The organism is Mesorhizobium sp. M1142, from assembly GCF_040318565.1.
GTDB lineage: Bacteria > Pseudomonadota > Alphaproteobacteria > Rhizobiales > Rhizobiaceae > Mesorhizobium.
Genome location: NZ_JAMYMK010000002.1, coordinates 247,922 through 274,517, shown reverse-complemented (window position 1 = coordinate 274,517; position 26,596 = coordinate 247,922). Strand labels below are relative to the sequence as shown.

Sequence of the window (26,596 nt, the reverse complement as noted above, 5' to 3'; positions counted from 1 at the left end):
ACATGAGCGACGATTTTCATCGACCGACTTACACCACGAAAGATCCCCATGGAGCATTTAACGCCACACAAGTGCGCCTCTATGGAATACCTGGTCTTGGTCTTCCTATATCAAGCAAAAAGAAAAAGACACTGGAGCCAATAACAGGAAAATACAAGAATCATTCTATAATAATAGCAAAGATACTTGATGACGGCGATCCTGATGACAAAAGAATTTTACGGTTTAAGAAATATCTTAGTAAAACCCCACCTAACAATAGCAGTTATGTGTTTGTTAATTCGATCGTAAATAGGTTTATGCTTATGCTTGGGGCGATTGATATAAACCCAGCAAATGGTGATAAAGAAATACTTAGTTGCGGTATAATATTTGGATATGCCTACGAGGGTCATACTTATGATCTCCCGAAGCCCAAGGTAATGTTAATTCCAGCAAATCCGGAGGCAGATATTCCTGAAGACGACTCCAACTATAAATCCAAGGAGAGTGAAGGATACGCCGTCTGGATCGTTGATAAGCTCGACAAATGCGTGGAGATTGAAGTGAATCAGGGTTTCGTCGAGCAGATTGTTCTTGACGCGAATCTACCGGGCAAAAGCTCGCCCACAATGTACGCGTCCCGAATGATGATGGGGCACCGCGGGGGAAGACTTGGCGACTGATAGACGCTAGTCTAGTGCGCGCATGGCCGATCGCGAGTTGTGGTCGGCCGCTGGTTGCTCGTTTCATGTCGATAACCGACGGCATGAAACCACTCATGCCCGCTTTTCACACATGGTATCAAGCGCCGGCCTTTTCGACCGTCAGCTCTTTCGCCGGCGCATCAGCGCCTCTAGCTCGGCGTCGCCGCCTTCCGGCAGCATCAGCCGCACATGCGCGTAGAGATCGCCGTGACCGCCGGCCTTTTCCGGCAGGCCCCTGCCCTTCAGCCGCAGAACCTTGTCCGAGCTCGACCAAGGGGGGACGTTGACCGCAATCCTGCCGGTCGGGGTTTCGACCGCCACCTTGGCGCCATGCACCGCATCGGCCAGTTCCACCGGCAGGTCGACATGCAGGTCGCGGCCCTCGACGCGGTAGCGCGGATGCCGGCGGAAACGGATCTTGACCAGTGCATCGCCCGGCTGCCCCGGTCCTTGCTCACCCTGGCCTTTCAACCGGATGGTCTGACCGTCCTCGACATAGGCCGGCAACTTGACCGCCATCTTGCGGCCGTCGGGGAACATCGCCGTCACTTTCTCGGCGGTTGCGGCCTCCTCGATGGTCACGTCCAGCGTGACGTTGAGGTCGGCTGCGGTCGGCATCCGGCGGCCGGCGCCCATGCCGGCTCCGCGCTGCTGGCTGAAAGCATCGCCGAAGATCTGGCTGAAGATGTCGCTGTTGCCGTCGAACGGATCACCGCCGGGACGGCCGGTGCGGAATTCGAAATGCGCGCCGCCCGGCCCTTGCTGCCGGCGGAAACCGGCGAAAGGATCGGCGCCGCCGGCCGCACTCTCGAAACCCTGGAACCGCGGTTTGCCTTCGGCGTCGATCTCACCGCGATCGAAAGCCGCCCGGTTCTTCTCGTCGCCGACGATCTCGTAAGCCTGGTTGGCGGCGGCAAAACGCTCCTTTGCCTTGGGATCCGGATTCTGGTCCGGATGATACTTCTTGGCGAGCTTTCGGTACGCCGATTTTATGTCCTTGGCCGATGCGTTCTTGGCAACGCCCAGCACCTCATAGGGGTCGCGCATGCTTACTGCCCTGGAGAAGGAGTGGTTCCATGATCGCCTCCTATATGCGCTTGCATAGGAAGAAATTCCAGTGGCTTACCACTATGTCTCCGGCGGAAAATCAGAGCGCCTTGAAATCCTGCATTCGCCAGGCGCTGCCGCCGGCCAGGCATACTTCGCCTTTGAACAGCGCGACGCCGTCGAAGCTCTCGCGTGAAGCGGTGAAGCGACGGCATGTCTCGCCGTTAGCCCTGAATTCCGCGAGCTCGGTGATGGAGCCGCGCGAGCCGGTATCGGCATTTGCCCACGGAACGGCCTGCCCGGCCAGTTGCTCAACGTCGGCGGAGGACACGGCGTTGCGGATCGTGGCCTGGTCGGAGGCGCGGTCCTGATCGAGCGGCGTGACCGAGACCGGCGTGCTCGAGGTCAGTATCGAGCGGTCGACCTCCGTCTGCTCCAGGCTGAAGCCGCCCCCGCCACAGGCGGCAAGCGGCAGGATGATTGTCACGATCATGGCTTTGGCACTGGCCGAAGCGATAACGCTCCATTGCCCACTGTCAAAAGCTTGCGCGATACGCGACAATCGGCAATCTCCCCAGCCGGCGACAAATTTGGGAAAACTATGAGCGAAACCGGGTTAACAAGCGGTGACTTTACCGAGGCAGCGGAGCCGTTCCGGCTTTTTGCGGCGTGGCTCGACGACGCGACGAAGAGCGAGATCAACGACCCCAACAGCGTGGCGCTGGCGACGGTCGACGCCGAGGGTATGCCGAATGTGCGCATGGTGCTGCTCAAGGGCTTCGATGAGGGCGGCTTTGTCTTCTACACGAATTTCGAGAGCGCCAAGGGCCGCGAGATCCTGGGCAGCATGAAAGCGGCGATGTGCTTCCACTGGAAATCGCTGCGCCGGCAGGTGCGGGCGCGCGGCCCGGTGGAGATCGTCACCGACGCCGAAGCCGATGCCTATTACGCGACGCGCCCGCGCGGCAGCCGCATCGGCGCGTGGGCGTCCAAGCAGTCGCGGCCGCTGGAAAGCCGCTTCGCGCTGGAAAAGGCGGTCGCCGAATACACGGCGCGCCACGCGATCGGCGACATCCCGCGGCCAAAACACTGGTCGGGCTTCCGCATCGTGCCGCAGACCATCGAGTTCTGGCACGACCGTCCGTTCCGGCTGCACGACCGTGTCGTCTTTTCGCGCAACGCCGAGGGCGGCTGGGACAAGGTGAGGCTTTATCCGTAGAGGACGATGCGGCAATCCTTGACGAACCACTTTGGTTCACTAATAATCATAGTGAACCAGAGGAATGTGGCCATGACGGCTTTTACCGTGCGCGTTCGTGACGAAACTGCAGACCGGCTAGACCGGCTTGCCGAGAAGCTCGACCGCTCGCGCTCCTACGTGGCTGCGAAGGCCATTGAGGATTTTGTAGCCCGTGAGGAATGGCAACTCGCCGAGATAGAGGCAGGATTGGCTGAAGCCTCGCAAGGCGATTTTGCGGGTGCCAGCGACGTAGAGGCTGTCGTTAGAAAATACGTTAAATCCACCCGCCAGGCATGAGCCATAAGCGAATCCGCTGGACCAAGCGGGCGTTGCGGCGGCTTGATGAAATCGGCACGCATGTTGAGAAAGACAATCCCGAGGCGGCCGCGAGGATCATTGCGCGCATCGTAACGGCGGCGGAACATCTCACCGAACAGCCGGCGATGGGGCGCATCGGGCGCATCAAGGGGACACGCGAACTCGTCTTGGTCGATGTGCCGTATATCGTCCCTTGTCCCATCGACGGCGAAACTGTCGAAATCCTCACCGTCATGCACGCCGCGCAGCGCTAGCCGCAGGCCATGTAAGTCGCATCGAGACACAGGAGATCAGGCTCCTGCGCGACCCATGCCGGGCTATAGAGACCTGGCGTTTCCAATCCCACGATCACGATCTCGTGTGCGTGAAACGTTCCAGCTTGCCGCAACGAACCAGGAAAGGGCTCAACGCGCCGCTGGCGCAAATTCAGGAGGACGCAATGCATTCACTCAGGTTGGTCACGATGGCCGGTCTCGTCGGCCTTTTCGCTTCGCAGGCCTTTGCGGAAGACACGATGGGGACAATGACGATGATGAAGGGTGGGGAGGTCATGGCGATCATGCCCGATGGGCATATGGGCACCATGATGCCCGACGCGAAGATGAGCGCCGAAATGATGAAAATGGCGAAACCGATCAAGCATTGCATGATGTTGATGACCGACGCCAAAGGCAAGACATTCATGATCGACACGTCTTCGGCAAAGGCTCAGGCCGAATGTAAGAAAATGGCGATGTGACAAAGAGAGCGTGGCGAAACCGCCCGCCGGTCGCTGCCGGCGGGTCCACGATGCGAGACAAGGCCAGGGTCTAGGCCTTTTTCCTGGCCATGAAGGCCGTCAAGGCTGCGCGGGCCTCCTCGGATTTGAGCCGCTCGCGGAAATGCTGGCTTTCCTTGCCGATGCGCTCGACAAGGTCGTCGCGCGAGCCGCGCATCAGGTCGCGCGCGATCCTTAGCGCTTGCGGCGGTTTGGCCGAGATCTGGCCCGCCGCCGCCAATACCGATGCTTCGAGTGCCTCTTCCTCGACCACCTCGTAGATCAGCCCGGCGGCCTTGGCGCGCTCGGCCGAAAAGCCCTCGCCGAGGCCAAGCAGCGCGAAGGCGCCTTGCCGGCCAAGGATCTGCGGTGCGAGCAGGCTCGATCCTGCCTCCGGCACAAGGCCGAGATCGACGAAGGGCGTCCGGAACATTGTGCGCGGCGTGGCGAAGGTCAGGTCGCAATGCAGGTTGAGCGTGGTGCCGATACCGACCGCAATGCCGTCGACGCCGGAAACCATCGGCTTCTCCGCTTTGGCCAGCGCCATCAGGAAATCCCAGACTTCGGTACCGCCTTCGCCGCCCGAGGCGACGACCATGAAATCGGCAAGATCGTTACCGGACGAGAAGGCACCGGGCACGCCGAGAAAGACATGGACGCGGATTGCCGGATCGGCGTCGCCGCCGGCAAGAGCCGCCGACATCGTCGCGTACATGGCGCGGGTCAGGGCGTTCTTCTTGTCCGGACGGTTCATGCGGATGATCTGGATGGCACCCTGGCGTTCGACGAGGATGTGGTCTGTCACGGATTGGTCCTTTGTGAATTTCGGGCCTTTGTGAATTTCGGCGCGTGCGAACGTCAGGCTGAAATCAGCGCTTTGCCGGCAACGGCAAGGCTGTCGGCGCCGCCGATGACGCGCTCCTTGAGCGCGCCCGCTTCGCCAAGCAGGTTCTCGGCGAAGAACCGACACAGCGCGATGCGGCTTTGGTCGGCAAGCGCGCCGCGCGCCAGATAGGCGCCGCCGGCGGCAAGCGAGATCAGCCTGAGATAAGGTGTGGCGCCGGCCAACGCCTGGTCCGGACGGCCTTCGGCCTGCAGGTCTTGCAGGGAACGGCTCGCCTGTGACAGGTCATCAAGCGCCTGGTCGAGGCGATCGGCGGTGCGGCCAAAGCCCTCAAGGTTCGACGCTCGCACCGCATCGGCGACGGCCTTGAGCTCGGCGATGTAGCCATGCACATGCTGACCGCCGCCGAGCGGCAGCTTGCGCGTCACCAGATCGATCGCCTGGATGCCATTGGTGCCTTCGTAAATGGGTGCAATGCGCGCGTCGCGATAAAGCGCCGCTGCCCCTGTCTCCTCGATGAATCCCATGCCGCCATGCACCTGCAGCCCAAGCGAGGCGACCTCGACGCCAACATCGGTGGAAAACGCCTTGGCCAGCGGCGTCAAGAGATTGGCGCGCTCCTGCCAGTGCTTTGCATCCTCGCTCCGCGACGCGAGATCGATGGCGTGGGCGCAGGAATAGCAGATGGCGCGGGCAATCTGGGTCAGCGCCTTCATGGTCAGAAGACTGCGCTGGATGTCGGGGTGATGCACGATCGGCGCCATGCCGGCACCGCGATAGCTCGCCGCCTTGCCTTGCCGGCGGTCGTTTGCATAGGCGAGCGCCTTTTGCATCGCCGCCTCGGCGACCGCCACGCCCTGCATGCCGACGGCAAGGCGCGCGTTGTTCATCATGGTGAACATGCAGGCGAGGCCCTTGTTCTCCTCGCCGACCAGCCAACCGATCGCGCCGGGCGCAGCGCCTTCGAAGCCATCGCCATAGATCATCGTGCAGGTCGGCGAAGCGTGGATGCCCAGTTTGTGCTCCAGCCCGGAGCAGAAGACGTCGTTTCGTGCGCCCAGCGCGCCATCGTCGCCGACGAGGAATTTCGGTACCAGGAACAAAGACAGGCCGCGCGTACCGGGCGGTGCGTCCGGCAGCCGCGCCAGCACCAGATGGATGATGTTGTCGGTGAAATCGTGCTCGCCATAGGTGATGAATATCTTTTGCCCGAAGATGCGGTAGCTGCCGTCGCCGACCGGTTCGGCGCGGGTTCGCAAGGCATTCAGGTCCGAGCCTGCCTGTGGCTCGGTCAGGTTCATGGTGCCCATCCATTCGCCGGAGACCAGTTTTTCCAGATATTTGGCCTTGAGCGCCTGCGAGCCATGCTTGTCGAGTGCTTCGACCGCGCCCATGGTCAGCGTCGGGGCGATGCCGAACGCCATCGAGGCGGAGTTCCACATTTCAAGCGCGGCGACGCCGAGCATGGCCGGCAGCGCCTGGCCGCCATACGCTTCCGGCGCCGACAGCGCATTCCAGCCACCGCCGATCCAGCGGCGATAAAGTTCTTTCCAGCCCGGCGGGGTAGTGACGGCAGCGCCGTTGAGCACCGCGCCGTGCTGGTCGCCGATCGTGTAGAGCGGCGCCACCTCCTCGCTGGCGAAGCGGCCGGCCTCGGCCAGAATGGCGTCAACGAGGTCCTCACCGAGTTCGCCAAAGGTGCCGGCATCGAGCGCCGGCTTCAAGCCGGCGACATGCTTCAGGGTGAAGGCGATTTCCTCGACCGGTGCCCGATACATGGCGCTCGCTCCTCCTCCGTCCGGCCGCCCTCAGTCCGGAAGGTCTACTTAAGACCCGTGCCGAGGCAAAATCATCTGCTTTCGGCTTCCCTGGCGATCTTCTTTTTACGTAAACGTCAAACTTTGTCACGCGGATTTTGCCAATTGCTGCGACGCAGGCTAAATTCGCCAAAAGCCGGGATAAGTTCGACCGGCGGAATCAGGAATACCGGATCGGACCGCCCGTGCTCGCCAGACCTGACGCCTATCGCTGCATCGAATGCGGCCTGCCCTACCGGGCGACCGGTTTTTGCTATCACGAAGGTAAGATGGAGAACGGAGCAGGCTATTGGTCTGATCGCGGCATATTGTGCTCGCCGCAATGCTCGCTCGCCCGTCACCGTAAGCGCGAGACGGCGGGAACGCTGTCGCAAGTGCCGGCGCCCGACCCGTTTCAAACCCGCTCTCGACATTGACGACCATCAAAACCATCGACGGAGAAGCTGTCCGAGCCGTGGCGTCCCCGGGCCGCGATCGAGAGCATTTCCTTAACCATGGCCGTTCAGGATATGGCTTTGGCCAGCAAGGATCTGCTGTTTGAAGACGCCGGCGCGCCCCCTTGTCCGCTCAGCGCTTCTCCTTGTCGCGGCCGCGATGACCCTGGCGCTGAAGCCGGCAAAGGCCTCGGATTTCTCCGAACCGTGGAAGGATGCGGACCGGGCACTGGTCGTCGACGCCTACGAATACAATTCCATCGACTGGACCCGGCTAGCCGACGACAAGCGTCTTGTCGGCTTCATCAACAAGGCATCGGACGGAATGCCGCCACCCTATTTCTGTTTCGGCGACGAGACCGAGCTGCGGCTGTGCAAGACGCTCTGGAAACGCCATGCGATGGCACAGGAACTGTTCCAGACGCGCAAGGTGGTGGCCAAGGCACTGGGCCTGAAATGGGGTGCCTATCATCTCGCCCGCCCCGGCAACCCCGTGGGACAGGCCAATAATTTCATCAATTTCGTGAAACCCGGGCCGGATGACCTGCTTGCCCTCGATATCGAGGACGATGATCCCACCCAATGGATGTCGCTCGAGGATGCCGAGGAATTCGTGCGCCATGTGCATCGTCGGGTTGGCCGCTTTCCGGTGCTCTACACCAACGGCACGACAGCCCGGCATATCGCCGACAACAAGTATAAATACCCGCTCCTGTCCCGGCTGCCGCTGTGGTATGCGCGCTACAAGCCAGACATCGGCCTGCATTTTCCGATGGGCAACTGGCAGGGGTATGCGCTCTGGCAGTTTTCGGCGCGAGCAAATTGCGGCCGGTTCCGCTGTCCCTACCGGGTCGCGGGCACACCTAACGATATCGACGTCAGCGTCGCGCCGATGAACGCGACGGAATTGCGCGCGCAGTGGCCGTTCGGCGGCCTGATCGACGTGCAGCCGGATTATCTCGCCTTGATACCGGTGCCGCTCTCACGCGAGGCGGGGCTCGCCGGCACTGCCATGACCTACGCCACCGTGGCAGCACCCCCGAGCCTCGAGCAACTGGTCGCGGTACTCAGGGCGCGCTTGGCCAGCTTCAGCAGCGGCTTTCAAATGCCGGCTGCGAAGACGACGCCGAGCCTTCCCCGCGGGATTGCCGAATATGTCGCCTGGATGCGAAACGAAAAGCGTGCGGCCTCGGTGTCCGCAATTGCCCCCACCGCCGGTGCGGTCAGCACCGTCTCGACCGAATTTGACCGCGGCCTGCACTGAAGCCGGAGGCCGCCTGAAGCGTCAGTTCGACTGCTCGCGCGCCAGTGCCAGCCAGCCAATGTCACGGCGGCAAAAGCCTTGCGGCCAGTCGATCCTGTCGAGCGCGGCGTAAGCCCTCTTCTGCGCCTCGCCGACGGTGCGGCCGGTCGCCGTGATGTTGAGCACGCGACCGCCATTGGCGACGAGTGCACCGCCGTTTATGGCGGTGCCGGCATGAAATATCTCGACGCCCTCGCCCGCCGCCGCCTCGACGCCGCGGATGACCGAGCCCTTTTCCGGCGCTCCGGGATAACCCCTGGCCGCCATCACCACGGTGAGCGCCGCGTCGTCGCGCCAGCGCACCGAGGTGTGCGCCAGTTGGCCGTCAGCGGCGGCGTTGAGCAGGACGAGCAGATCGTCCTTCAGCCGCATCATCAGCACCTGGCATTCCGGGTCGCCGAAGCGGGTGTTGTATTCGATCAGCTTCGGCCCCTTGTCAGTAATCATCAGCCCGGCGAACAGCACGCCGGAAAACGGAGCGCCTGTTTCAGCCATGCCGCGCATGGTCGGCTCGACGATCTCGCGCATGGTTCGGTCGATCATCTCCGGCGTCATCACCGGCGCCGGCGAATAGGCGCCCATGCCGCCGGTGTTCGGGCCGGTGTCGCCGTCACTGAGGCGCTTATGGTCCTGCGCCGTGCCAAAGGGCAGCGCGGTGGTGCCGTCGCACAGGCAGAAGAAACTTGCTTCTTCGCCGACGAGAAACTCCTCGACCACCACTTCCGCGCCGGCCTGGCCGAAGGAGCCGTCAAAACAGGCGTCGAGCGCGGCCAGCGCCTCGTCAAGCGTCATGGCGACGGTGACGCCCTTGCCGGCAGCGAGGCCGTCGGCCTTGATGACGATCGGCGCACCCGTCTTCTCGACATAGGTCCTGGCCGAAGCCAGATCGTCGAAGCGGCCATAGGCGGCGGTCGGGATGCCGTATTTGGCGCAGAGGTCTTTGGTGAAACCTTTCGAGCCTTCCAGCCGTGCCGCTGCCTTTGACGGTCCGAAGACGCGGATGCCCTCGGCGCGCAGGTCGTCGGCAATGCCGGCGACCAGCGGCCCTTCCGGCCCGACCACGACGAGGCCTATTTCATTCTCGCGGCAAAACCGGACCACCGCTGCGTGATCGGCAGTATCGAGCCTCACCAGTTCGGCTTCGTGGCCGATCCCCGGATTGCCGGGCGCCGCGTAGAGTTTGGTCAGCAGCGGCGACGCCGCGATCTTCCAGGCAAGCGCATGCTCTCGTCCGCCGGAGCCGATCAGCAAAACACGCATGCCCAGATTCCTTGCCATTTCACGACCAGGACTGCGCTATTGCGCCGCGCGCGACGGGTCAAGACATTTGGCTGCCGAAGCGCCGATTGCGCGTGGCGAGCGTGCGGGGGCTGCTTGACGCTTGACGGCATTCGCCTCTGCTGCCACTCCAGCAAAATGGAAACCGTCCAGTCGAAAGCGGCCCAGGGCCGCGTCGCCGATGCGCCGAGCGGCCACTGGGTCTATCGCGTGCTGCCGCGGCGGTTGTGGCCCTATGCGCAGCTTGCCCGGTGGGACCGGCCGATCGGCTGGCAATTGCTGCTGTGGCCATGCTGGTGGTCGGCTGCGCTTGCCGCGAGCGCCTATCCGCGTCCGACGGACCCGCTTCTCTCTCTGCTGCCGTCGCCGTGGTATCTGCTGCTGTTTTTTCTTGGCGCGTTCGCCATGCGCGGCGCCGGCTGCACCTACAATGATTTGGTCGACGAGGACATCGACAACCAGGTGGAACGCACGCGCTCGCGGCCGTTGCCGGCCGGCAAGGTCACGCGCCGGCAGGCCTGGATGTTTGTTGTCGTGCAGGCACTGGTCGGCCTTGCCGTGCTTTTGCAGTTCAACAGCTTCGCCATCTTGCTCGGCATCGGCTCGCTGGTCATCGTCGCCGTCTACCCGTTCATGAAGCGGTACACCAATTGGCCGCAACTCGTTCTCGGCCTTGCCTTTTCCTGGGGAGCGCTGATGGGATGGGCGGTCGAGTTCGGCGATCTCGATGGGCCAGCAATCATGCTCTATATCGGCTCGATCCTGTGGGTGATCGGCTATGACACGATCTATGCGCATCAGGACAAGGAAGACGACGCCATCGTCGGCGTGCGCTCGACGGCGCGCCTGTTCGGCGACAATACCAAGGTCTGGCTGGCCGGGCTTTATGGCGGAGCGCTGGTCTGCTTCGCCATCGCCTTTGCCTCGGCACAGGCACCGGTGCCTGCACTTGCCGGGCTGATCGCCGCCGGCGCGAATCTGGCGCGGCAGATCGGCGTGCTCGACATCGACGATCCGGACCAGTGCCTGAGGCTGTTCAGATCGAACAACCAGGTCGGCTGGCTGATCTTCCTCGGCCTGATCGGCGGCGCGGTCTGGGTGGCGCTGAAGCCGCTGGTTTAGCTATTCCCGCGAAATAAGCTCTTCGCCGCCGATGACCAGCCTGAGGCCGAGGTCGCCGGCGCGGCGGCGGGCGAGGAAGCGCGGGCGGCGCATGGTCGAGACGCGACCCTTGCGGCGGTCCTGCGCCGGCAGCGCCTTGATGGCGGCGCCGAGCGATTCTTCCAGCGTGCGGGCGATGCCGTCGGCCTCGATCAGCAGCATCGGCAGGCGGTAGGCGTCGGCCCAGGCGCGCCAGTCGGCGGCGACGTCGTCGAGATCGTCGGCGACCAGCAGCGGCACCGACAGCATCGGATCATTGTGCAGAAGCTCAAGCGTCACTGTGACATTGCCATCCGGATCCTCCATCGCGCGGGCGGCGACGCCGCGAAACGCGTTGGCGGGCAGAGCGATGATCGCCGGCACGCCGCTCATCTCCAGCGTGCGGCGGATAACCGCGCCGCGCTGGTCGATGGTGAAGGTAACGTCGCCATAGTCGTCGCGGGTGGCGTAGCTCACCACCTGCGGCAGGCGGAATGGGTCGAGACGCATATTGCGCCCGGCCCAGACTGGCTTCAGTCCAGTGTTCATATCGTGCCTTTCCTGTTTCTCCTGAGAGCCGGTGTTTCCGGTTCTCCGGGCCGGTTTTCCCAGCCTCGTTTGTGGAGAAACATTAGCGCGGGCTTCTTATCCTCGCGCTTAAGAAAGTCGGTTAAATTTTGCTGATCCGGGGCGGATGGTTATCGGAATGCCAACCGGCGCAGGCCGGCGAAAGGATCAGATAACCTTACCCGGATTCATGATGCCGGCCGGATCGAAGGCGGCCTTCACCCTGCGCATCAGCTCGATCGCCATCGGCGGCGCCGTCGCGATCAATTCGTCCCGCTTCAACTGGCCGATGCCGTGCTCGGCCGAGATCGAGCCATGAAACGCGCGCACAACGTCGTGCACGGCCTTGTTCATGACGTGGTAAAGGCCGAGAAACGCCTCGTCATCGCCGTCGGCCGGCCGGGAGATGTTATAGTGCAGGTTGCCGTCGCCCATGTGGCCGAAGCAGACGACGCGCGCGCCGGGACTGACCGATTGCACGGCGCCGGCGGCCTTTTCAATGAAGGGCGGGATTGACGCCACCGGCACCGAGATGTCGTGCTTGATCGAGGCACCTTCCGGTTTCTGCGCCTCGGGCAGCACCTCCCGGAAATTCCAGAACGCATCGCCCTGGGCCATGCTTGCCGCGATCACCGCATCGCCGACGATCGCTTGCTCGAGGCCTGCCTCCAGCACCTCCTCGATCAGCGCCCTTGCATCGTCGGCCGAACGGCCCGACGAGATCTGCATCAGCACATACCACGGCCAATCGCCGGCAAGCGGCCGCACCACGCCTTGTGCGTGGGCAAGCGTGAAGTCGTAGGGCCTCTGGCCGATCAGCTCGAAGGCGGTGAGCGCTGCCCCTGCACGGTCCATCGCCAGGCTGAACAGCGACAATGCCGCCTCCGGCGATGACAGGCCGGCAAACGCCACCTCGCGCCCCTTGGGCTTGGGGAACAGCTTGAGCACGGCGGCGGTAATGATGCCGAGCGTACCCTCGGCGCCGACGAACAGGTTCTTCAGATCGTAGCCGGTATTGTCTTTTTTCAGCTTGCGCAGATCGTCGAACACTTCACCGGTCGGCAGCACCACTTCGACGCCGAGGCACAGCTCGCGCGCATTGCCGTAGGCAAGCACGCCGGTGCCGCCGGCGTTGGAGGAGAGATTGCCGCCGATCTGGCAGGAGCCTTGCGCGGCAAGCGACAGCGGAAACAGCCGGTCGGCGGCATCGGCCGCTTCCTGCAGCGTCTGCAGGATGACGCCGGTTTCGACCGTCACCGTGTTGGACAGCGTATCGATCTCGCGGATGCGGTTCAGCCGCGACAGCGACAGCACGATCTCGCGGCCGGATGCGTCCGGCACCTGGGCGCCGACCAGCCCGGTGTTGCCGCTTTGCGGCACGATGGGCGTGCCGGTTTCGGTTGCCAGCCGCATGATGCGGCTGACCTCCTCGACGCTCCCCGGCCTCAGCACCAGCGCCGTCCTGCCGTGCCAAAGTCCGCGCCGCTCGGTGAGGTAAGGTGCGATGTCCTGCTGATCGCGCAGCGCATATTTATCGCCGACGATTGCCGCAAAGCGCGCGATGACGGCGGGGTCGAGATCGGGGGAAATGTCGTTCATGGGTGGAAACTATGGTGCTCAATCCATCTTGTCACGCGGGGCGATCTTGTCACGCGGGGCGGCGGCGCGCGAAAGCCGGTCATTGATCGCCTCGCCCAGCCCGTCGAACGGGATCGGCTCGACGGCGATGGTTTTGGCGCCGCTGCCATCGAGATCCTGCAGATGGGCGAAGAGATTGCTTGCCGCCTCGCGCAGGTCGCCGGTCTCCGACAAATTGCGCAGTGCGGCTGCATCGCGCCAGCCTTCGGCACGGCGGCGGCCGAAGGCCAGCAAGGCTTCGCCCGGCGCGACCTTCGCAGCATTGAGCCGCACTGCCGCACCTGGCGCATAGTGCGAGGCGAGCATGCCGGGCGCCTCGATGCCCGAAGCGCCGCGCAGCAACTTTGTCCCGGCCACTGCTTCGATCTCTTCGGCGGCAATGCCGCCCGGCCGCAGCAGCCGCAGCTTTCCAGCTTCGACCTTGACAATGGTCGATTCCAGCCCGACCGGCGTCGCGCCGCCGTCGACCACAAGCTTGATCCGGGGACCGAGATCGGCGGCCACGGCCTCGGCCGTCGTGGCGCTGATCCTGCCCGAGGAATTGGCGCTTGGCGCCGCCAGCGCGCGGCCGAACCTGGCGATCAGCTCGCCGCCAAAGCCTTTCGGCATGCGCAGCGCGATCGTTTCCAGACCGGCGGTGACCAGCGGATGAATGCCGTTGCCGGGCCGTTGCGGCAGCACCAGGGTCAGCGGCCCCGGCCAGAATGCGTGCGCCAATCTTTCCGACAGCGGATCGAACAGCGCGATGCGCTCGGCCATCGCCGGGTCGGCTATATGGGCGATCAGCGGGTTGAAGCGAGGGCGGCCCTTGGCTTCGAAGATGCGGGCCACGGCAACGCCGTTGGTCGCGTCGCCGGCCAGCCCATAGACGGTCTCGGTCGGGATGGCGACGACATCGCCGCTCTCGAGCAGCGCCAACGCCCTTTCCATCGCCTCGCCGACGGCACGAATTTCAGCCACTGTCGTCACCTCACGGATGCGGGTGCCTAATACGCTGACGCCGACGGAGCAAGTCCGGGCGTAGGCGAATCGCAAATCGCTAAAATGCTATGTTTCCCCGCAAGCCGGCATCAACTGCCCTCGGCTAGGGTGCCGCCTTGTTGGGCAAGGGGAATTATCATGCTTTCGATGCGTATCCTTGGAGCGCTTGGTCTGGCGTTTATGGCCGGCACGGCACAGGCCTCGTCGCTCGTTTTTCTCGGGCAAACGACGGCGACGCCTTCGGTTGTAAATGCCGGCGCGCTCGAACGGGCGAAAACACCGTCGATCGTCGCGCTCGGCGAGAAGTTGCCTGACGTCAATGAAAACGTCGCCGATGAAAAGGTCGCGGCAATCCCGAGCCAGCCGAGTCATGGCTTCGACGGAAGTCCGATGATCATTCGCGGCGGTATCGTCGGCGATGCCTTTGCAACGCCCGCGCCCAAAGCCGCGCCGGCCACCGCTGCCGCGCCCGCCGCGGACAGCAAGGCCGACCCAAAGGTCGCCAGCAAAACCCCTGAACCAGCTGCGCAGCAGCCTGCGCCGCTAGCAGCTCCCGACCAGCCGAAATAGCGCCACAAGCGATGATTTTTCCCGGACGTCAGCCGGCTATCTTGGAGAAATCCGCGACCCGGTCGGTCGCCGCGCGGATGCGGGCGAGCAATGCCAGGCGATTGGCACGCACGGCCTGGTCCTCATCGTTTACCAGGACTTTCTCAAAGAATGAATCAACCGGCTCGCGCAACACGCTAAGCGCCAGCATGGCGGCGGAAAAGTCTTCGTTTTGAATTGCTTCGCCGGCTTGCTTCTCGGCCTGATTGACCGCGGCGTACAAGGTTTTTTCGGCGCCCTCCCGGAACAGCGCCGGCTCAACACGGTCGGCGATCGTCGTGTTCTTCTTCTCCTCGGCAGCCACGATGTTGGCAGCGCGCTTGGTGCCGGCAAGCAGGTTCCTGCCGTCCTCGCTGTCGAGGAAGGAGCCAAGCGCTTCGACGCGGCGGACGATTTGCAGGAGGTCGTCGTTGGACGATTGGCCGATCTCCCCCCTAGAGGGGGAGATGCCCGGCAGGGCAGAGGGGGGCGCGACAGAATGAGAGGCTGGCGGGACAGCGCCCCCCTCTGTCGGCTGCGCCGACATCTCCCCCTCTAGGGGGGAGATCGGGCGCGAACCTGCCGCGAGTACGGCGTCGATCAGGTCGTGCCGGGCGCCCTGGTCGCGCAGATAGACCTTTAGGCGGTCATGGAAGAAGGCGAGGACATCTAACACAATTGTGTCCTCGATCCGCCGTGACTCGCTGGCAAGATCGCGGGTCTCCTCATCATTTTTTTCACCTAGTATCCAAGCAACCACCAGTGGGCGGCGCTGGAAGAATATTTCATTGTATCGACGGTGTTGATTGGCAAATTCGAGCTCGTTTTCGAACTGGTCGGCAACAACAATTGCCTTATACAATCCGCCCCAATCCGTGATGCGATTGACTAGGGGCACAATTTCAAACGCGCTGCTAAACGCTCTCAAGTTTCGCGCTTCCCGGAGGAGCAACTGCCAATAGACCCGTTTTGACATTTGCAGAATGCTGAGCGAAAGCCTGTTCTCAATCACGATCCGCACCACCCCCAACGCTGCCCGTCTCAACGCATAAGGGTCCTTCGATCCCGTCGGCTTTTCATCAATCGCCCAGAATCCAACCAGCGTATCCAGCTTGTCGGCAAGCGCTACTGCGATCGAAACCGGATCGGTCGGCACGTTATCGGACGGGCCTTGCGGCTTATAATGCTCCTCGATCGCCGCGGCGACCGACGGATGCTCGCCCTGCAGCAGCGCGTATTTGCGGCCCATGGCGCCTTGCAGTTCCGGGAATTCGCCGACGACTTCGGTGGTGAGATCGGCCTTGGCCAGAACGGCGGCGCGACGCGCCAGCGCGGTAATCTCCCCCCTTGAGGGGGAGATGTCGCCGAAGGCGACAGAGGGGGTCGGCTCGCGTGGAGCGCCGACTTCCTCTTTCTTCGAAAGGCCAGATCGCGTCGCGCCAGCCGAAGCGACCCCCTCTGGCCTGCCGGCCATCTCCCCCTCAAGGGGGGAGATTGAACTCGCCACGACCGGCGCCTGTTCTTCCGCCAGCCGCTTGATGCGCTCCACCCGCTCGCCCTGCGTGCCGAGCTTGGCGTGGAAGGTGACGCAGAGATGGTCGAGGCGGGCCATGCGCTGGTCAAGCGGTTTGTTCAGATCGAGCCCGAACTTTTCCGCCGATGCCTGCAGCTGGTCGAGATCCGGCAGGTCGCCCTGGTCGGTCTTCCAGAAATAGAGCGCGTCGGACAGGCGCGCGCGCACCACCTTGCCATTGCCATGGGCGATCTCCTTGCCGCCATCCTTGGCCTCGATATTGGCGGTCAGGATAAAGCGGTTGGAAAGCTCTTCGCCCGCGCCATGTGGCCGCGTCACGAAGCACTTCTGGTTGGCGCGGATGGTGAGCCGGATTACCTCGGCCGGAATGGCGAGGAAATCCTGCTCGAATTCGCCCATCAGCACGACAGGCCATTCGACCAGGCCCGACACTTCCTCCAGCAGCCCCTCGTCCTCGACGAGGTCGAGCCCGCTGGCGAAGGCGAGGTTCCTGGCATCGGCAAGGATGATCTCTTTGCGCCTGTCGGCATCGAGCACGACCTTGGCCGCCTCAAGCCTGGCGACATAATCGTCGAAGCGGCGCACCGTGATGGCGCCAGGCGCATGGAAACGGTGGCCGTAAGTGATATTGCCTGAGCGGATGCCGTCGATCTCGAAATCGACGACCACCGGCTCCTCGGTTTCGGGGCCGAAGGTGCACAGGATCGATTGCAGCGGCCGCACCCAGCGCAGCGAGCCGGGCTTGGCCGAAGCCGGCCCCCAGCGCATCGATTTCGGCCAGGGGAAGTTGCGGATGATGCCCGGCACCAGCTCGGCGATGATCTGCTCCGCCGGCCTGCCCGGCCTGGAAATATGGGCGACGTAGAAGTCGCCCTTCTTCGGATCGGAATGAACATGCGCCTCGGCAATCGAGGCAAGGCCGGCCTTGCGCAGAAAACCCTGCACCGCCGGCTCGGGCGCCTTGGTCGAGGGCCCTTTGATCTCCTCGCTGATGTCCTTCGAGCGGGCGGTGAGGCCGCGGATGTCGAGCGTCAACCGGCGCGGCGTCCAATATTCGCGCGCCGCCTCATAGGTCAGCCCGGCGTCGACCAGCCCGTCGGTCAAAAGCTTTCTGAGATCGCCGGCAGCCTTGCGCTGCATGCGGGCGGGAATCTCTTCCGAACGGAGTTCTAAAAGCAGGTCGGGCATCGAAGGAACTCATGGACAAAAATAGCCGCCGCTTCGCGGCGACCTCCCCCGTCGAGGGGGAGGTAAGCGGGGGCATAGCAACTCGGCTGGCCGCTGTCACCCTTCCCCGCTCGATCGGGACATCTAACGGCGATTTCCGAAAAAATTCAGCCGCCTGTCGGACACGCGCCGGCCCGCCCGTCCTTGGATCAAAGATTTCCCTGAACCGAACGCAGCGCTGAAGCGACCAACGCTCAGGCAGAGAGCTATTGGCTGACCGACCATGAGAACGGCATCGACATTCCTGCAGATCCTCGCGCTCAGCGCCTGTTTTACAGCGCAGGTGCACGGCACGTTCTCGATGCCCGGCGTCAGGCAAGCGCTGCGGACAATAGCCGGCGCGGCCAAGGTACGTTGCCAATCAGCGCTCCTGTCGAAATCGCCTGGAGCTAATGTGCATGTCGCGCAAAAGTGTGCAGCGGTTTTGCGATAACGACATGCATCAAAACAAGAACTTAAAGCGCGTCGCATGAGGCCGGTCGAACGCGACGCGCTTTAAGCCGCCAGCCCGCCCGCCTGCGTCAGCAGAAACGCCTCGCCGCAGGCTTTGGCCAGATTGCGCACCCGCAAAATATAACTCTGGCGCTCGGTGACCGAAATCACGCCGCGTGCGTCGAGCAGATTGAAGACGTGGCTGGCCTTGATGCACTGGTCGTAGGCGGGGAATACAAGGCGGTGGTATCCCTCCCCCTTGAGCGGAAGGTGGCCAGACAAGGTCTGGCCGGGAGGGGTCGCCCGTGCAGTGCTCGACGTTTTACTTGTGGTGCCTTCTAAGGTGACCCCCTCTGCCCGCTTCGCGGGCATCTCCCCCTCAAAGGGGGAGACAGGCGCGCCGGCTTCGAGCAGCGCCTTGCACTCGGCTTCGGCGTCCTGGAAATGCCTGAGCAGCATTGCGGTGTTGGCAAATTCGAAATTATGGCGCGAATATTCCTGCTCGGCCTGCAGGAAGACGTCGCCATAGGTCACCTTGTCGGCGCCTTCGCGGCCGTTGAAGTTGAGGTCGTAGACATTGTCGACGCCCTGCACATACATGGCAAGCCGTTCCAGCCCGTAAGTGAGCTCGCCCGCCACCGGGGCGCATTCGATGCCGCAGACCTGCTGGAAATAGGTGAACTGCGACACCTCCATGCCGTCGCACCAGCACTCCCAGCCCAGCCCCCAGGCGCCCAGCGTCGGGCTTTCCCAGTCGTCCTCGACGAAGCGGATGTCATGCAGCAGCGGATCGATGCCGATCGCGGCCAGCGAGCCGAGGTAAAGCTCCTGCAGATTGGGCGGATTGGGCTTCAGGATCACCTGGTATTGGTAATAGTGCTGCAGCCGGTTCGGGTTCTCGCCATAGCGGCCGTCCTTGGGGCGGCGCGAGGGCTGGACATAGGCCGCGTTCCAGCGTTTTGGGCCGAGCGCGCGCAATGTCGTGGCCGGATGGAATGTGCCGGCGCCGACTTCCATGTCGTAAGGCTGGAGGACGACGCAGCCATAGTCCGCCCAGTAATTATGCAAAGTCAGGATCAGCCCCTGGAACGAGCGGCTGGGATGCATGTGGGCAGGGATATCAACGGTCACGGCGGCCTCCGGCTGGATGCGGCACCTCGTAGAGTGCCGCTCCGCGACCGTCAAGGCGATGGGGTCACCCCTTCGGGGCGGGCGCCGGCTCGGCCTTCACCTTGGGGGTTTCCTGCGCCGTGTTGGATTCGATCGGCGGCAGGCCCTTCATCAGCTTTTGCTGCAAGGCGGCAAGCACATCCGGGTCCGGCTTCAGGTCGCGGGCCTGGTTCCACTGGAAGGTGGCTTCCAGTTTGCGGCCGACGCGCCAGTAGGCGTCGCCGAGGTGATCGTTGAGCACCGGATCCTCCGGCTTCAACGAAACGGCGCGTTCCATTTCGCGCACCGCGTCGTCGAACTGGCCAAGGCGGTAATAGGCCCAGCCCAGCGAGTCGACGATGTAGCCGTCGCTCGGCCTCAGGTCGACGGCCTTCTGGATCATCGCGAGGCCTTCCTTGAGGTTCATGTTCTTGTCGACCCAGGAATAGCCGAGATAGTTCAGGACCTGCGGCTGGTCGGGGTAGAGCTCCAGCGCCTTGCGGAAATTCGGCTCGGCCTTCGGCCATTCCTTCAGCCGCTCATAGGCGATGCCGCGCTGGTAGAAGATGTTCCAGTTGGCGGCGGTCGGCGTCTTCAGCACCTCGACTGCCTTGTCGTAAAGATTGGCGGCGGAGCGGAAATCCTCCTTCGCGGAATAGACGCCGCCGAGCGCCAGATAGGCGCGCATGTCGTCTGGATGCGCATCGACGATGGCCTTGAGGTGAGCGATCGCCTCGTCATTGCGGTCGAGATCGGCAAGGTTGAGGCCAAGCTGCAGGTCCGAAAGCTCCTTCAGCGGCGAGCCGGCGGGAATGCGGCGATAGAGCGCGATGGCGCCCTCGCCGTCTTTCAACTGCTCGGCGACGGCGGCAAGCTGAACGAGCGCCGCGTCGTTGCCGGGCCGCAGCGCCAGGGCATATCGCAGATAGAGCCGCACGAACGGCTCGCCCCCGCCGCGGTTGAGCGCGGTGGCGAGATCGAGCAGGATCTCCGAGGCGCCGTCCGACGGACCGGCAACGAATGGTTCGATCTTCTCGCCCTTGTTGATCTTGTCGCGAAGCGCTGCAATCTCGACCTTGCCGGGCGCAAACGCCTCGGCCTTGTCGAGCACCGACAGCGCCTTGGCCTTGTCGCCTTTGCGGGCGAGGAAAGAGGCGTAGGCCTGCGCGTTGCGCATCCATGTTTCGGGGGCCGCACCGCCAGCGGCCGTGTCTTGCAGGGTGGCGGTGTAGAGCGCATCCGCCCTGTCGGGCAGGCCCGAGACGTCGGCAATCAAGGCACGGTGGAACGACTTGAATGGGCTAAACCAGTCGGGGCCCTGCAGCTTGTCGATGGAAGCCATGGCCTCGCCGGCGTCACCCGCACCTTGCTTGGCCCAGCCGGTCATGACGCCGGAGATCAGCCGGTCGAGATCGGATTCGAGCGAAAGCTTGAGCCAGTATTCGGCCTTGGAGAAATCCTTCTTGTGGAACGAATCGATGGCCAGCGCCAGGCGCGAGAAGCGCTCGACGTCGGGAACCGCCTTGAGTTTGTCGGCATAGACCAGGGACTCGTCGAAGCGCCCCTGCGCGATCAGCGACAGCATCAGGCTTTGCTGCAGTCCCGTATCGTTCGGATCGAATGCAAGCGCCTGCTTATAATAGGAAATGGCGCTGTCGAGGTCGTTGTCGCCTTCGGCAATCCGCGCCGCGAGATAGGCTCCCGAGAAGGATGTGATCCTGACCGGCTCGGCGGTCTGTCTGGCATGCGCCGGCAAAGCCGAGATCGCCATGCCCGTCGCGATTGCCAGCCCCGTCAGCCAGCGCGCATATCCTTGCCGCATCATATCCCTTTCAGCCAAACGCCATCTCCGCGTCAGCGGGATCGCCGTAGACTCGATCTTTACAGGTAAAGCATGGCCTTTTTGGGGTCACGCTTCAACCCGGCCCGAGTTCACAATCGGGTAAAGCAACTAATAAACCATGCCGAAAGAGGTCGCACGACCGCATTGCGACAATCCGACCATGGGAAACCGGCGTCACGGCCCGGAACTCAGGACGTTTGCGAAAGGCTTGCGTCGAGCGCCTGCATGGCGACGGTGACAAGATCGTGCAGCCGCTTTTTCGGCACGCCGTCGCGTGCCTGCACCGAAAGGCCGTGCATCAGCGTGGCGTAATAATCACCCAACGTCTCGGCGTCGGTACCCGGCTTCAATTCGCCTTCGCGCACCGCTTGCTTCAACCGCTCGACGATCGATGCGGTACGCGCCAGCCGATGCTCCGCCAGCCATTGCTGCACGGCGTCGTTTTCGACGGCGCAATTGGTGGCGGCCGTCACCACCATGCAGCCCTGCGGCTGCCCCGGCCGCGTATAGATTTCGACGGCGTCGCGAAGCATGCGCTCGATGACGCCCCGGACGTTTGGTTCTTCCTGCAGCGCGCGTGTGGCAAAGCCGCCCTCATTGGCCTCGTAAAGTGCCACCGCTTCGCGAAACAGATCCTCCTTCGAGCCGAAGGCGGCATAGATGCGCGCCGATGCGAGGCCAAGCGCCGAAACGAGATCGGCCATCGAGGTGCCCTCGTAGCCACGTCTCCAGAAAGCGTCCCGGGCTTTCTCCAGCGCCTGATCGCGGTCGAACTCCCTTGGCCTTCCCGCCATTGCGACCTCCAATTTTTGTCGATCAACAAATAATACGCTTGACTTCGGATTGCAAATCTCAATTCTTTGTTGATCATTAAATAATTGTCGACAAGGAGACCGACATGAGTTCACTGGATCAGGGTGCGCCGCTCGGGGCAATCGCAACGCAAGAGACGACCGGTGTGAAGCGCGGCGCAACGCTGGCGCTGCTCGCCTTCGCGCAGCTCATCATCTCGCTCGACCTCAACATCGTCTTCGTGGCGCTGCCGGAGATCGGCGCCGGCCTCGGATTTTCCGGTCAGACCCTGCAATGGGTGGTGAGCGCCTACACGGTCTTTACCGGCGGCTTCCTGCTGTTCGGCGGCCGGGCCGCCGACCTGATCGGCCAGCGCCGCGTCTTCATCTTCGCACTCTGGCTCTACGCGCTTTCTTCGCTTGTCGGCGGCCTGGCATGGTCACCGGAAATCATCATTGCGGCACGCGCGGTCCAAGGCATCGGCGCCGCATTCCTGTTTCCGGCGACGCTGTCGCTGATCAACCGTCTGTTCGCCGAAGGACCGGAACGCAACCGGGCGCTCGCCGTCTGGGGCGGCGCAGGCGCCAGCGGCCTGACGTTCGGTTCGCTTGCCGGCGGGTTTCTGACCAGCGCCTTTGGCTGGCCGTCGGTCTTCTACGTCAACGTGCTGCTGGCCGGGATCGCCATCATCGCGGCTTTCGCCATCATCCCGCGCGATCGCAAGCGGCACGAGCACCGTAGCTTCGATCTGCCGGGCGCATTGACCGTCACCGCCGGGGCGACGCTGCTTGTCTTCACCCTGGTTCAGGGGCCTGAGTATGGCTGGGGATCGACCGCAATTATCGTCAGCGCAGCACTGGCGGCATTCTTCCTGATCGCCTTCACGATGATCGAGGCGAAGAGCGCCGATCCGCTGATGCCGCTGCGCCTGTTTTACAACCGCAGCCTCGTCGCCGGCATGTCGATAACCTTCCTCTACATGGCGACTTTCGGAGCGCTGCCCTACTTCCTCACCGTGCTGCTGCAGAACGTGCACGGTTTCACTGCCTTGCAGACGGGCCTCGCCTTTCTCGTGCCGTCGGTCGCCATCGCCGCCGGCACGCAAGCCGGCGAGCGTCTGGCGACGCGCTTTTCCACGCGCAGCACGCTGGTCGGCGGCATGATCGTCGGCGCGGTCGGCACTGCATTGATGGTATCAGGCGCAACCGCGGAGAGCAGCTATCTGTCCCTCGTACCCGGCCTGATCGTCTCCGGCGTCGGACAAGGCATCGTCTGGACCGCAATGTGGATTGCCGCCGCTTCCGGCGTTGCCCATGATCAGCAAGGCGTCGCCTCGGGCATGGCTTCGACGACACTCAATGTCGGCAACGCCATCGGCATGGCCGTGCTGATCGCGATTGCGAACAGCCAAATCGGCGAATTGTCCGGCGATGCGTTGAAAATTGCCGTCGCCGACGGCATCCAGGTCGCCTTCTGGTTCGCGGCGGCGGGCATCGTCGTCAGCCTGCTCGCAGCAATGGTTCTTCCGGCAAAGGCGCGATGAGAACGGCGCGGGCGCCGATGGCTGTCAATTCACCCGGCTGATGCAGAAATCGATGACGTCGATCAGTGCAGACTTCTGCGGCGTCGCTTCGAGCGGCGCCAGGGCGTCGCGGGCGATCTCGCCGAAATGGCGGGCGCGCCCGATGGTGTCGGCAATCGCCCCGTGGCGGAGCATCAGGCCGATTGCCTTTTCCAGCCCGGCATCGTCGGCGGCATTGTCCTCGATGGCGCGTTTCCAGAAGCTGCGCTCGGCCTTGGTGCCGCGCCGATAGGCGAGGATCACCGGCAGCGTTACCTTGCCCTCGCGGAAATCGTCGCCGACATTCTTGCCGAGATCCTTGCTGGTGCCGCCATAATCCAGCGCGTCGTCGATCAGCTGGAAAGCAAGGCCGAGATTCATGCCGTAGGAGCGGAGTGCTGCGCGATCGTTGCGCGTCGCCTGGGCGATGACCGGGCCGACCTCGGCGGCAGCTGAGAACAGCGCCGCGGTCTTGGCCTTGATCACGGCGAAATGCTCGTCCTCGGTGGTTTCGAGGTTCTTGGCGGCGGCAAGCTGCATCACCTCGCCTTCGGCGATCACCGAGGCCGCACTCGACAGGATGTCGAGCGCTTCCAGCGAGGCGACATCGACCATCATGCGAAAGGCCTGGCCGAGCAGGAAATCGCCGACCAGAACACTGGCCTGGTTGCCCCAGATCATGCGCGCCGTTTTCTTGCCGCGCCGCATGCCGCTTTCGTCGACAACGTCGTCGTGGAGAAGTGTCGCGGTGTGCATGAATTCGACCGATGTGGCGAGCTTGACATGGCCGTCGCCGGAATAGCCGAACATCTGGGCGGCGGCGAGCGTCAGCATCGGCCGCAGCCGTTTGCCGCCGGACGAGATCAGATGGTTGGCGATCTCCGGGATCATCTCGACATCGGAGCCGGCCTTCGACAGGATCAATTTGTTGACGCGCCCCATGTCGGCCGCGGTCAGGTCGATGAGGTCCTTTATCGAGGCGGCTTCGCGCTTCCCGTTTTCAATGTTGAGAACGACACCCACGGCAAAACTCCCAACCTCGATATGCACGACGGCAACATGGTCCCTGGACAGACTCTAGGGTGTCACCCACCGGTGCGGCAAGAGGCGAATTGGCGCGCCGGCTCTGGTACATGATCACGCCTACGTTTACATCAACGCCGCAAACTGCGAGTTTCATCCGATGATAGAGCTCATCCGCACCAACGACGCTGTCATCATTTCGTTTGTCGAATCGCTGATGCGCGATGCCGGTATCGGCTGTTTCGTCGCCGACCAGAACATGAGCGTGCTCGACGGCTCGATCGGCATCCTGCCCCGCCGTGTCATGGTGGACGCCGACAAGGCCGATGCGGCACGGCGCATCCTGACGGATGCCGGCATCGCCAACGAGATCCGCCAAAAATAATGTCCGCGTCGCCCGCTGCCCTTGTCCCGGACATGCCGACTCACACGGTCGATGCCTTCCATCGTGGTCGCTTCTGGCTGGTGCAGCCGAGAAAGGCCGGCCACCGCGCCGGCATGGATGCGATGATGCTGGCGGCTGCCGTGCCGTCCTCCTTCGCCGGGCGGCTGGCCGACTTTGGCGCGGGTGCCGGTGCCGCGGGCCTGGCGGTGCTGTCGCGCTGCCCCGCTGCCGCGGCCGTGCTTGTCGAGCGTTCCCCGGAAATGGCGGCCTTCGCCACCACCACGCTTGCCCATCCCGGCAATGCGCATCTCAGCGACCGCGCCTCGGTGCTCGTCGCCGATGTCGCGCTGTCGGGCCGGGCGCGAACGGCCGCCGGCCTCGAGGACAACAGCTTCGATTTCGTCATCATGAACCCGCCGTTCAATGCCGCCGAGGATCGCGCGACGCCCGATCCGCTGAGAAAGGCCGCGCATGTCTCGGAGGATGGATTGTTCGACAGCTGGATCCGCAGCGCGGCCGCGGTGGTGAGGCCGGGCGGCGGGCTGGCCGTCATCGCCCGGCCGGAACAGCTCGGCGCCATCCTCGATGCCGTTGCCGGCCGCTTCGGCGACGCCGAGATGCTGGCCGTCCATCCTCGCCCCGAGGCGGCAGCGATCCGCATCGTCGTCCGGGCAGCACTCGGCGCACGCGGCAAGCTGTCGATCCAGCCACCGCTGATGCTGCATGCCTACTCAGGCAATGGCCCTTCGGAGCGGGCAGAGCTGATCAATAACGGGCTGGCGTCGCTGTTCGGAGACTGATCCATTCTGATTGCCGGGGTGACGGCATTGCCGTTGGCCGGCGAATTCCTACATGCCTCAAGCAAATCGACCGGAGACCGCCCCCTCGTGAAACGCCTTTTCAACCGCCTGCTGCCGAAATCCTGGCGCTCCACCGTCGTCACCATTCCGGTCATCCGGCTGCACGGCACGATCATGCCCGGCGGCGGCCAGTTCCGGCCGAGCCTGTCGCTCGCTTCCACCGCCGGTCTTCTCGAAAAGCTGTTTTCCTTCGATGCGCCGGCGGTCGCCATCTCGATCAATTCGCCAGGGGGCTCGCCGGTGCAGTCGCGGCTGATCTTCAGGCGCATCCGCGACCTGGCGAGCGAGAAGAACAAGAAAGTCCTGGTTTTCGTCGAGGACGTGGCGGCATCGGGCGGCTACATGATTGCGGTCGCGGGCGACGAGATCTTTGCCGACCCGTCCTCCATCGTCGGCTCGATCGGTGTGGTGTCGGCCTCGTTCGGCTTTCCGGAGCTGTTGAAGAAGATCGGCGTCGAGCGCCGCGTCCACACCGCCGGCCAGAACAAGGCGGTGCTCGACCCGTTCAAACCGGAAAAGAAGGAGGACGTCGAGCGCCTGAAGGCGCTGCAACTGGAGGTCCACGAGACCTTCATCGACCTCGTCAAGGACAGGCGCGGCAGCAAGCTCAAGGACGATCCCGACCTGTTCACAGGCCTGTTCTGGACGGCCAAGAAGGGGCTTGAACTCGGGCTGGTCGATGCGCTCGGCGACATGCGCAGCGTGCTGAAGAGCCGTTTCGGGCCGAAAACCCAGCTCAAGCTGATCACCGCGCCGCGCGGCCTGTTCGGCCGCTTCGGCCTGTTCGGCTCGAGCTTGTCGGCGCCCGACATCGCTGCCGCCGCGGCAAGCGGCGTCATCGATGCGGCGGAAGAGCGCGCGCTGTGGGCGCGCTTCGGGCTTTGAAAAGCCGGTGAAAGCGTCTAGCATAAATCATCAACCGACCCGACCGGCGGCCTTGCCGGCCTTGCGAGGGAGGAGTTTGACATGCCGCAGATCATTTTCTTCGCCGTCGTCGGCATTGCCGCCTATTTCGGCTACCGCTCCTTCGTCAGGGAAGCCGAGCGGGTGACCGCCAAGGTACGTCGGGCCGAAAAGCAGACGGCCAACGGGACGATGGGAACACTGGTCAAGGATCCGAAGACCGGCGAATACCGTCTGGCCAAGGATTGA

General features: G+C 63.4%; 27 protein-coding genes. 14 read left to right on the top strand and 13 right to left on the bottom strand.

The features are described from left to right. Positions 1 to 2 precede the first annotated feature (2 nt). A complete protein-coding gene (locus tag NKH42_RS05305; RefSeq protein ID WP_352689741.1) occupies positions 3 to 665 on the top strand; it encodes a hypothetical protein in 663 nt (220 codons plus the stop codon). A gap of 141 nt (positions 666 to 806) precedes the next feature. Here NKH42_RS05305 and NKH42_RS05300 read toward each other — a convergent pair whose 3' ends face one another. Together NKH42_RS05300 and NKH42_RS05295 are read right to left on the bottom strand one after the other, a co-directional pair. Next, on the bottom strand, positions 807 to 1,733 hold the full coding sequence (locus tag NKH42_RS05300; protein ID WP_352689742.1) for a DnaJ C-terminal domain-containing protein: 927 nt from the start codon (positions 1,731 to 1,733) through the stop codon (positions 807 to 809). A gap of 100 nt (positions 1,734 to 1,833) precedes the next feature. Next, positions 1,834 to 2,295 carry an RT0821/Lpp0805 family surface protein gene (locus NKH42_RS05295; protein ID WP_352689743.1) on the bottom strand — a complete coding sequence of 154 codons (462 nt, stop codon included), beginning with the start codon at positions 2,293 to 2,295 and terminating at the stop codon, positions 1,834 to 1,836. A 39-nt stretch (positions 2,296 to 2,334) separates the two neighbouring features. Here NKH42_RS05295 and pdxH point away from each other — a divergent pair, with 39 nt between their 5' ends. From pdxH to NKH42_RS05275, 4 genes are all read left to right on the top strand, one after another. Further along, positions 2,335 to 2,952, top strand: a complete 618-nt coding sequence (gene pdxH, locus NKH42_RS05290) for a pyridoxamine 5'-phosphate oxidase (RefSeq protein ID WP_292663882.1) — start codon at positions 2,335 to 2,337, stop codon at positions 2,950 to 2,952. 72 nt (positions 2,953 to 3,024) lie between these two features. Beyond that, positions 3,025 to 3,270: a CopG family ribbon-helix-helix protein gene (locus NKH42_RS05285; protein ID WP_352645874.1), complete on the top strand. Its 246-nt coding sequence runs from the start codon at positions 3,025 to 3,027 to the stop codon at positions 3,268 to 3,270. After that, positions 3,267 to 3,545, top strand: coding sequence for a type II toxin-antitoxin system RelE/ParE family toxin (locus NKH42_RS05280; RefSeq protein WP_352689744.1), 279 nt, complete (start codon positions 3,267 to 3,269; stop codon positions 3,543 to 3,545). The genes NKH42_RS05285 and NKH42_RS05280 overlap by 4 nt, the downstream gene beginning before the upstream one ends. Before the next feature lie 185 nt (positions 3,546 to 3,730). Continuing rightward, positions 3,731 to 4,030, top strand: coding sequence for a hypothetical protein (locus NKH42_RS05275; protein ID WP_352689745.1), 300 nt, complete (start codon positions 3,731 to 3,733; stop codon positions 4,028 to 4,030). Positions 4,031 to 4,100: 70 nt separating this feature from the next. On the opposite strand, the gene NKH42_RS05270 is transcribed toward NKH42_RS05275, so the two are convergent. Both NKH42_RS05270 and NKH42_RS05265 read right to left on the bottom strand, forming a co-directional pair. Beyond that, entirely contained in the window at positions 4,101 to 4,853 is a 753-nt protein-coding gene (locus NKH42_RS05270; protein ID WP_352689746.1) for a crotonase/enoyl-CoA hydratase family protein, read from the bottom strand. Positions 4,854 to 4,906: 53 nt separating this feature from the next. Continuing rightward, positions 4,907 to 6,670 (bottom strand): acyl-CoA dehydrogenase family protein, encoded by a 1,764-nt coding sequence (locus NKH42_RS05265; RefSeq protein ID WP_352689747.1) that lies wholly within the window; start codon positions 6,668 to 6,670, stop codon positions 4,907 to 4,909. A gap of 224 nt (positions 6,671 to 6,894) precedes the next feature. On the opposite strand from NKH42_RS05265, the gene NKH42_RS05260 reads away from it, so the two are divergent. Both NKH42_RS05260 and NKH42_RS05255 read left to right on the top strand, forming a co-directional pair. Further along, on the top strand, positions 6,895 to 7,125 hold the full coding sequence (locus NKH42_RS05260; RefSeq protein WP_352689748.1) for a hypothetical protein: 231 nt from the start codon (positions 6,895 to 6,897) through the stop codon (positions 7,123 to 7,125). A 121-nt stretch (positions 7,126 to 7,246) separates the two neighbouring features. After that, positions 7,247 to 8,407 carry a glycoside hydrolase family 25 protein gene (locus tag NKH42_RS05255; RefSeq protein WP_352689749.1) on the top strand — a complete coding sequence of 387 codons (1,161 nt, stop codon included), beginning with the start codon at positions 7,247 to 7,249 and terminating at the stop codon, positions 8,405 to 8,407. Between the two features lie 21 nt (positions 8,408 to 8,428). Here the strand turns inward: NKH42_RS05255 and purD are convergent, their stop codons facing one another. Next, entirely contained in the window at positions 8,429 to 9,706 is a 1,278-nt protein-coding gene (gene purD / locus NKH42_RS05250; RefSeq protein WP_352751059.1) for a phosphoribosylamine--glycine ligase, read from the bottom strand. A 156-nt stretch (positions 9,707 to 9,862) separates the two neighbouring features. Here purD and ubiA point away from each other — a divergent pair, with 156 nt between their 5' ends. Continuing rightward, positions 9,863 to 10,846 (top strand): 4-hydroxybenzoate octaprenyltransferase, encoded by a 984-nt coding sequence (gene ubiA / locus NKH42_RS05245; protein WP_352470707.1) that lies wholly within the window; start codon positions 9,863 to 9,865, stop codon positions 10,844 to 10,846. Here ubiA and NKH42_RS05240 read toward each other — a convergent pair whose 3' ends face one another. From NKH42_RS05240 to NKH42_RS05230, 3 genes are all read right to left on the bottom strand, one after another. Beyond that, a complete protein-coding gene (locus tag NKH42_RS05240; RefSeq protein WP_023674094.1) occupies positions 10,847 to 11,413 on the bottom strand; it encodes a DUF6101 family protein in 567 nt (188 codons plus the stop codon). It abuts the gene before it with no gap. A gap of 186 nt (positions 11,414 to 11,599) precedes the next feature. Continuing rightward, complete coding sequence (locus tag NKH42_RS05235; RefSeq protein ID WP_352737075.1) at positions 11,600 to 13,030, bottom strand: FAD-binding oxidoreductase; 1,431 nt, start codon at positions 13,028 to 13,030, stop codon at positions 11,600 to 11,602. Positions 13,031 to 13,048: 18 nt separating this feature from the next. After that, the gene (locus NKH42_RS05230) at positions 13,049 to 14,029 is read right to left on the bottom strand and encodes an L-threonylcarbamoyladenylate synthase (RefSeq protein ID WP_352737076.1); all 981 of its coding nucleotides are present in this window, start codon (positions 14,027 to 14,029) and stop codon (positions 13,049 to 13,051) included. Between the two features lie 201 nt (positions 14,030 to 14,230). Between NKH42_RS05230 and NKH42_RS05225 the strand changes: the two genes are divergently transcribed. Next, positions 14,231 to 14,620, top strand: a complete 390-nt coding sequence (locus NKH42_RS05225) for a hypothetical protein (RefSeq protein WP_352737077.1) — start codon at positions 14,231 to 14,233, stop codon at positions 14,618 to 14,620. 28 nt (positions 14,621 to 14,648) lie between these two features. Here the strand turns inward: NKH42_RS05225 and glyS are convergent, their stop codons facing one another. The 4 genes from glyS to NKH42_RS05205 all read right to left on the bottom strand — a co-directional run bounded on the left by glyS (position 14,649) and on the right by NKH42_RS05205 (position 21,617). Then, on the bottom strand, positions 14,649 to 17,360 hold the full coding sequence (glyS, locus tag NKH42_RS05220) for a glycine--tRNA ligase subunit beta (protein WP_352751061.1): 2,712 nt from the start codon (positions 17,358 to 17,360) through the stop codon (positions 14,649 to 14,651). 534 nt (positions 17,361 to 17,894) lie between these two features. Beyond that, positions 17,895 to 18,962: a glycine--tRNA ligase subunit alpha gene (locus NKH42_RS05215; protein WP_352737079.1), complete on the bottom strand. Its 1,068-nt coding sequence runs from the start codon at positions 18,960 to 18,962 to the stop codon at positions 17,895 to 17,897. A gap of 64 nt (positions 18,963 to 19,026) precedes the next feature. Beyond that, the gene (locus NKH42_RS05210) at positions 19,027 to 20,820 is read right to left on the bottom strand and encodes a tetratricopeptide repeat protein (protein WP_502906406.1); all 1,794 of its coding nucleotides are present in this window, start codon (positions 20,818 to 20,820) and stop codon (positions 19,027 to 19,029) included. A gap of 191 nt (positions 20,821 to 21,011) precedes the next feature. Next, positions 21,012 to 21,617: a TetR/AcrR family transcriptional regulator gene (locus NKH42_RS05205; protein WP_352737080.1), complete on the bottom strand. Its 606-nt coding sequence runs from the start codon at positions 21,615 to 21,617 to the stop codon at positions 21,012 to 21,014. A 104-nt stretch (positions 21,618 to 21,721) separates the two neighbouring features. Here NKH42_RS05205 and NKH42_RS05200 point away from each other — a divergent pair, with 104 nt between their 5' ends. Further along, a complete protein-coding gene (locus NKH42_RS05200; RefSeq protein ID WP_352751063.1) occupies positions 21,722 to 23,158 on the top strand; it encodes an MFS transporter in 1,437 nt (478 codons plus the stop codon). A gap of 24 nt (positions 23,159 to 23,182) precedes the next feature. Here the strand turns inward: NKH42_RS05200 and NKH42_RS05195 are convergent, their stop codons facing one another. Continuing rightward, positions 23,183 to 24,199: a polyprenyl synthetase family protein gene (locus NKH42_RS05195; RefSeq protein ID WP_254818409.1), complete on the bottom strand. Its 1,017-nt coding sequence runs from the start codon at positions 24,197 to 24,199 to the stop codon at positions 23,183 to 23,185. A 160-nt stretch (positions 24,200 to 24,359) separates the two neighbouring features. Between NKH42_RS05195 and NKH42_RS05190 the strand changes: the two genes are divergently transcribed. From NKH42_RS05190 to NKH42_RS05175, 4 genes are all read left to right on the top strand, one after another. Next, complete coding sequence (locus tag NKH42_RS05190; RefSeq protein WP_023674082.1) at positions 24,360 to 24,584, top strand: putative signal transducing protein; 225 nt, start codon at positions 24,360 to 24,362, stop codon at positions 24,582 to 24,584. Then, positions 24,584 to 25,384, top strand: coding sequence for a tRNA1(Val) (adenine(37)-N6)-methyltransferase (locus NKH42_RS05185; protein ID WP_352505243.1), 801 nt, complete (start codon positions 24,584 to 24,586; stop codon positions 25,382 to 25,384). Before NKH42_RS05190 ends, NKH42_RS05185 begins: the two co-directional genes overlap by 1 nt. Before the next feature lie 87 nt (positions 25,385 to 25,471). After that, positions 25,472 to 26,329 carry a S49 family peptidase gene (locus NKH42_RS05180; RefSeq protein WP_352505244.1) on the top strand — a complete coding sequence of 286 codons (858 nt, stop codon included), beginning with the start codon at positions 25,472 to 25,474 and terminating at the stop codon, positions 26,327 to 26,329. An 81-nt stretch (positions 26,330 to 26,410) separates the two neighbouring features. Beyond that, on the top strand, positions 26,411 to 26,596 hold the full coding sequence (locus NKH42_RS05175; protein WP_292665400.1) for a hypothetical protein: 186 nt from the start codon (positions 26,411 to 26,413) through the stop codon (positions 26,594 to 26,596).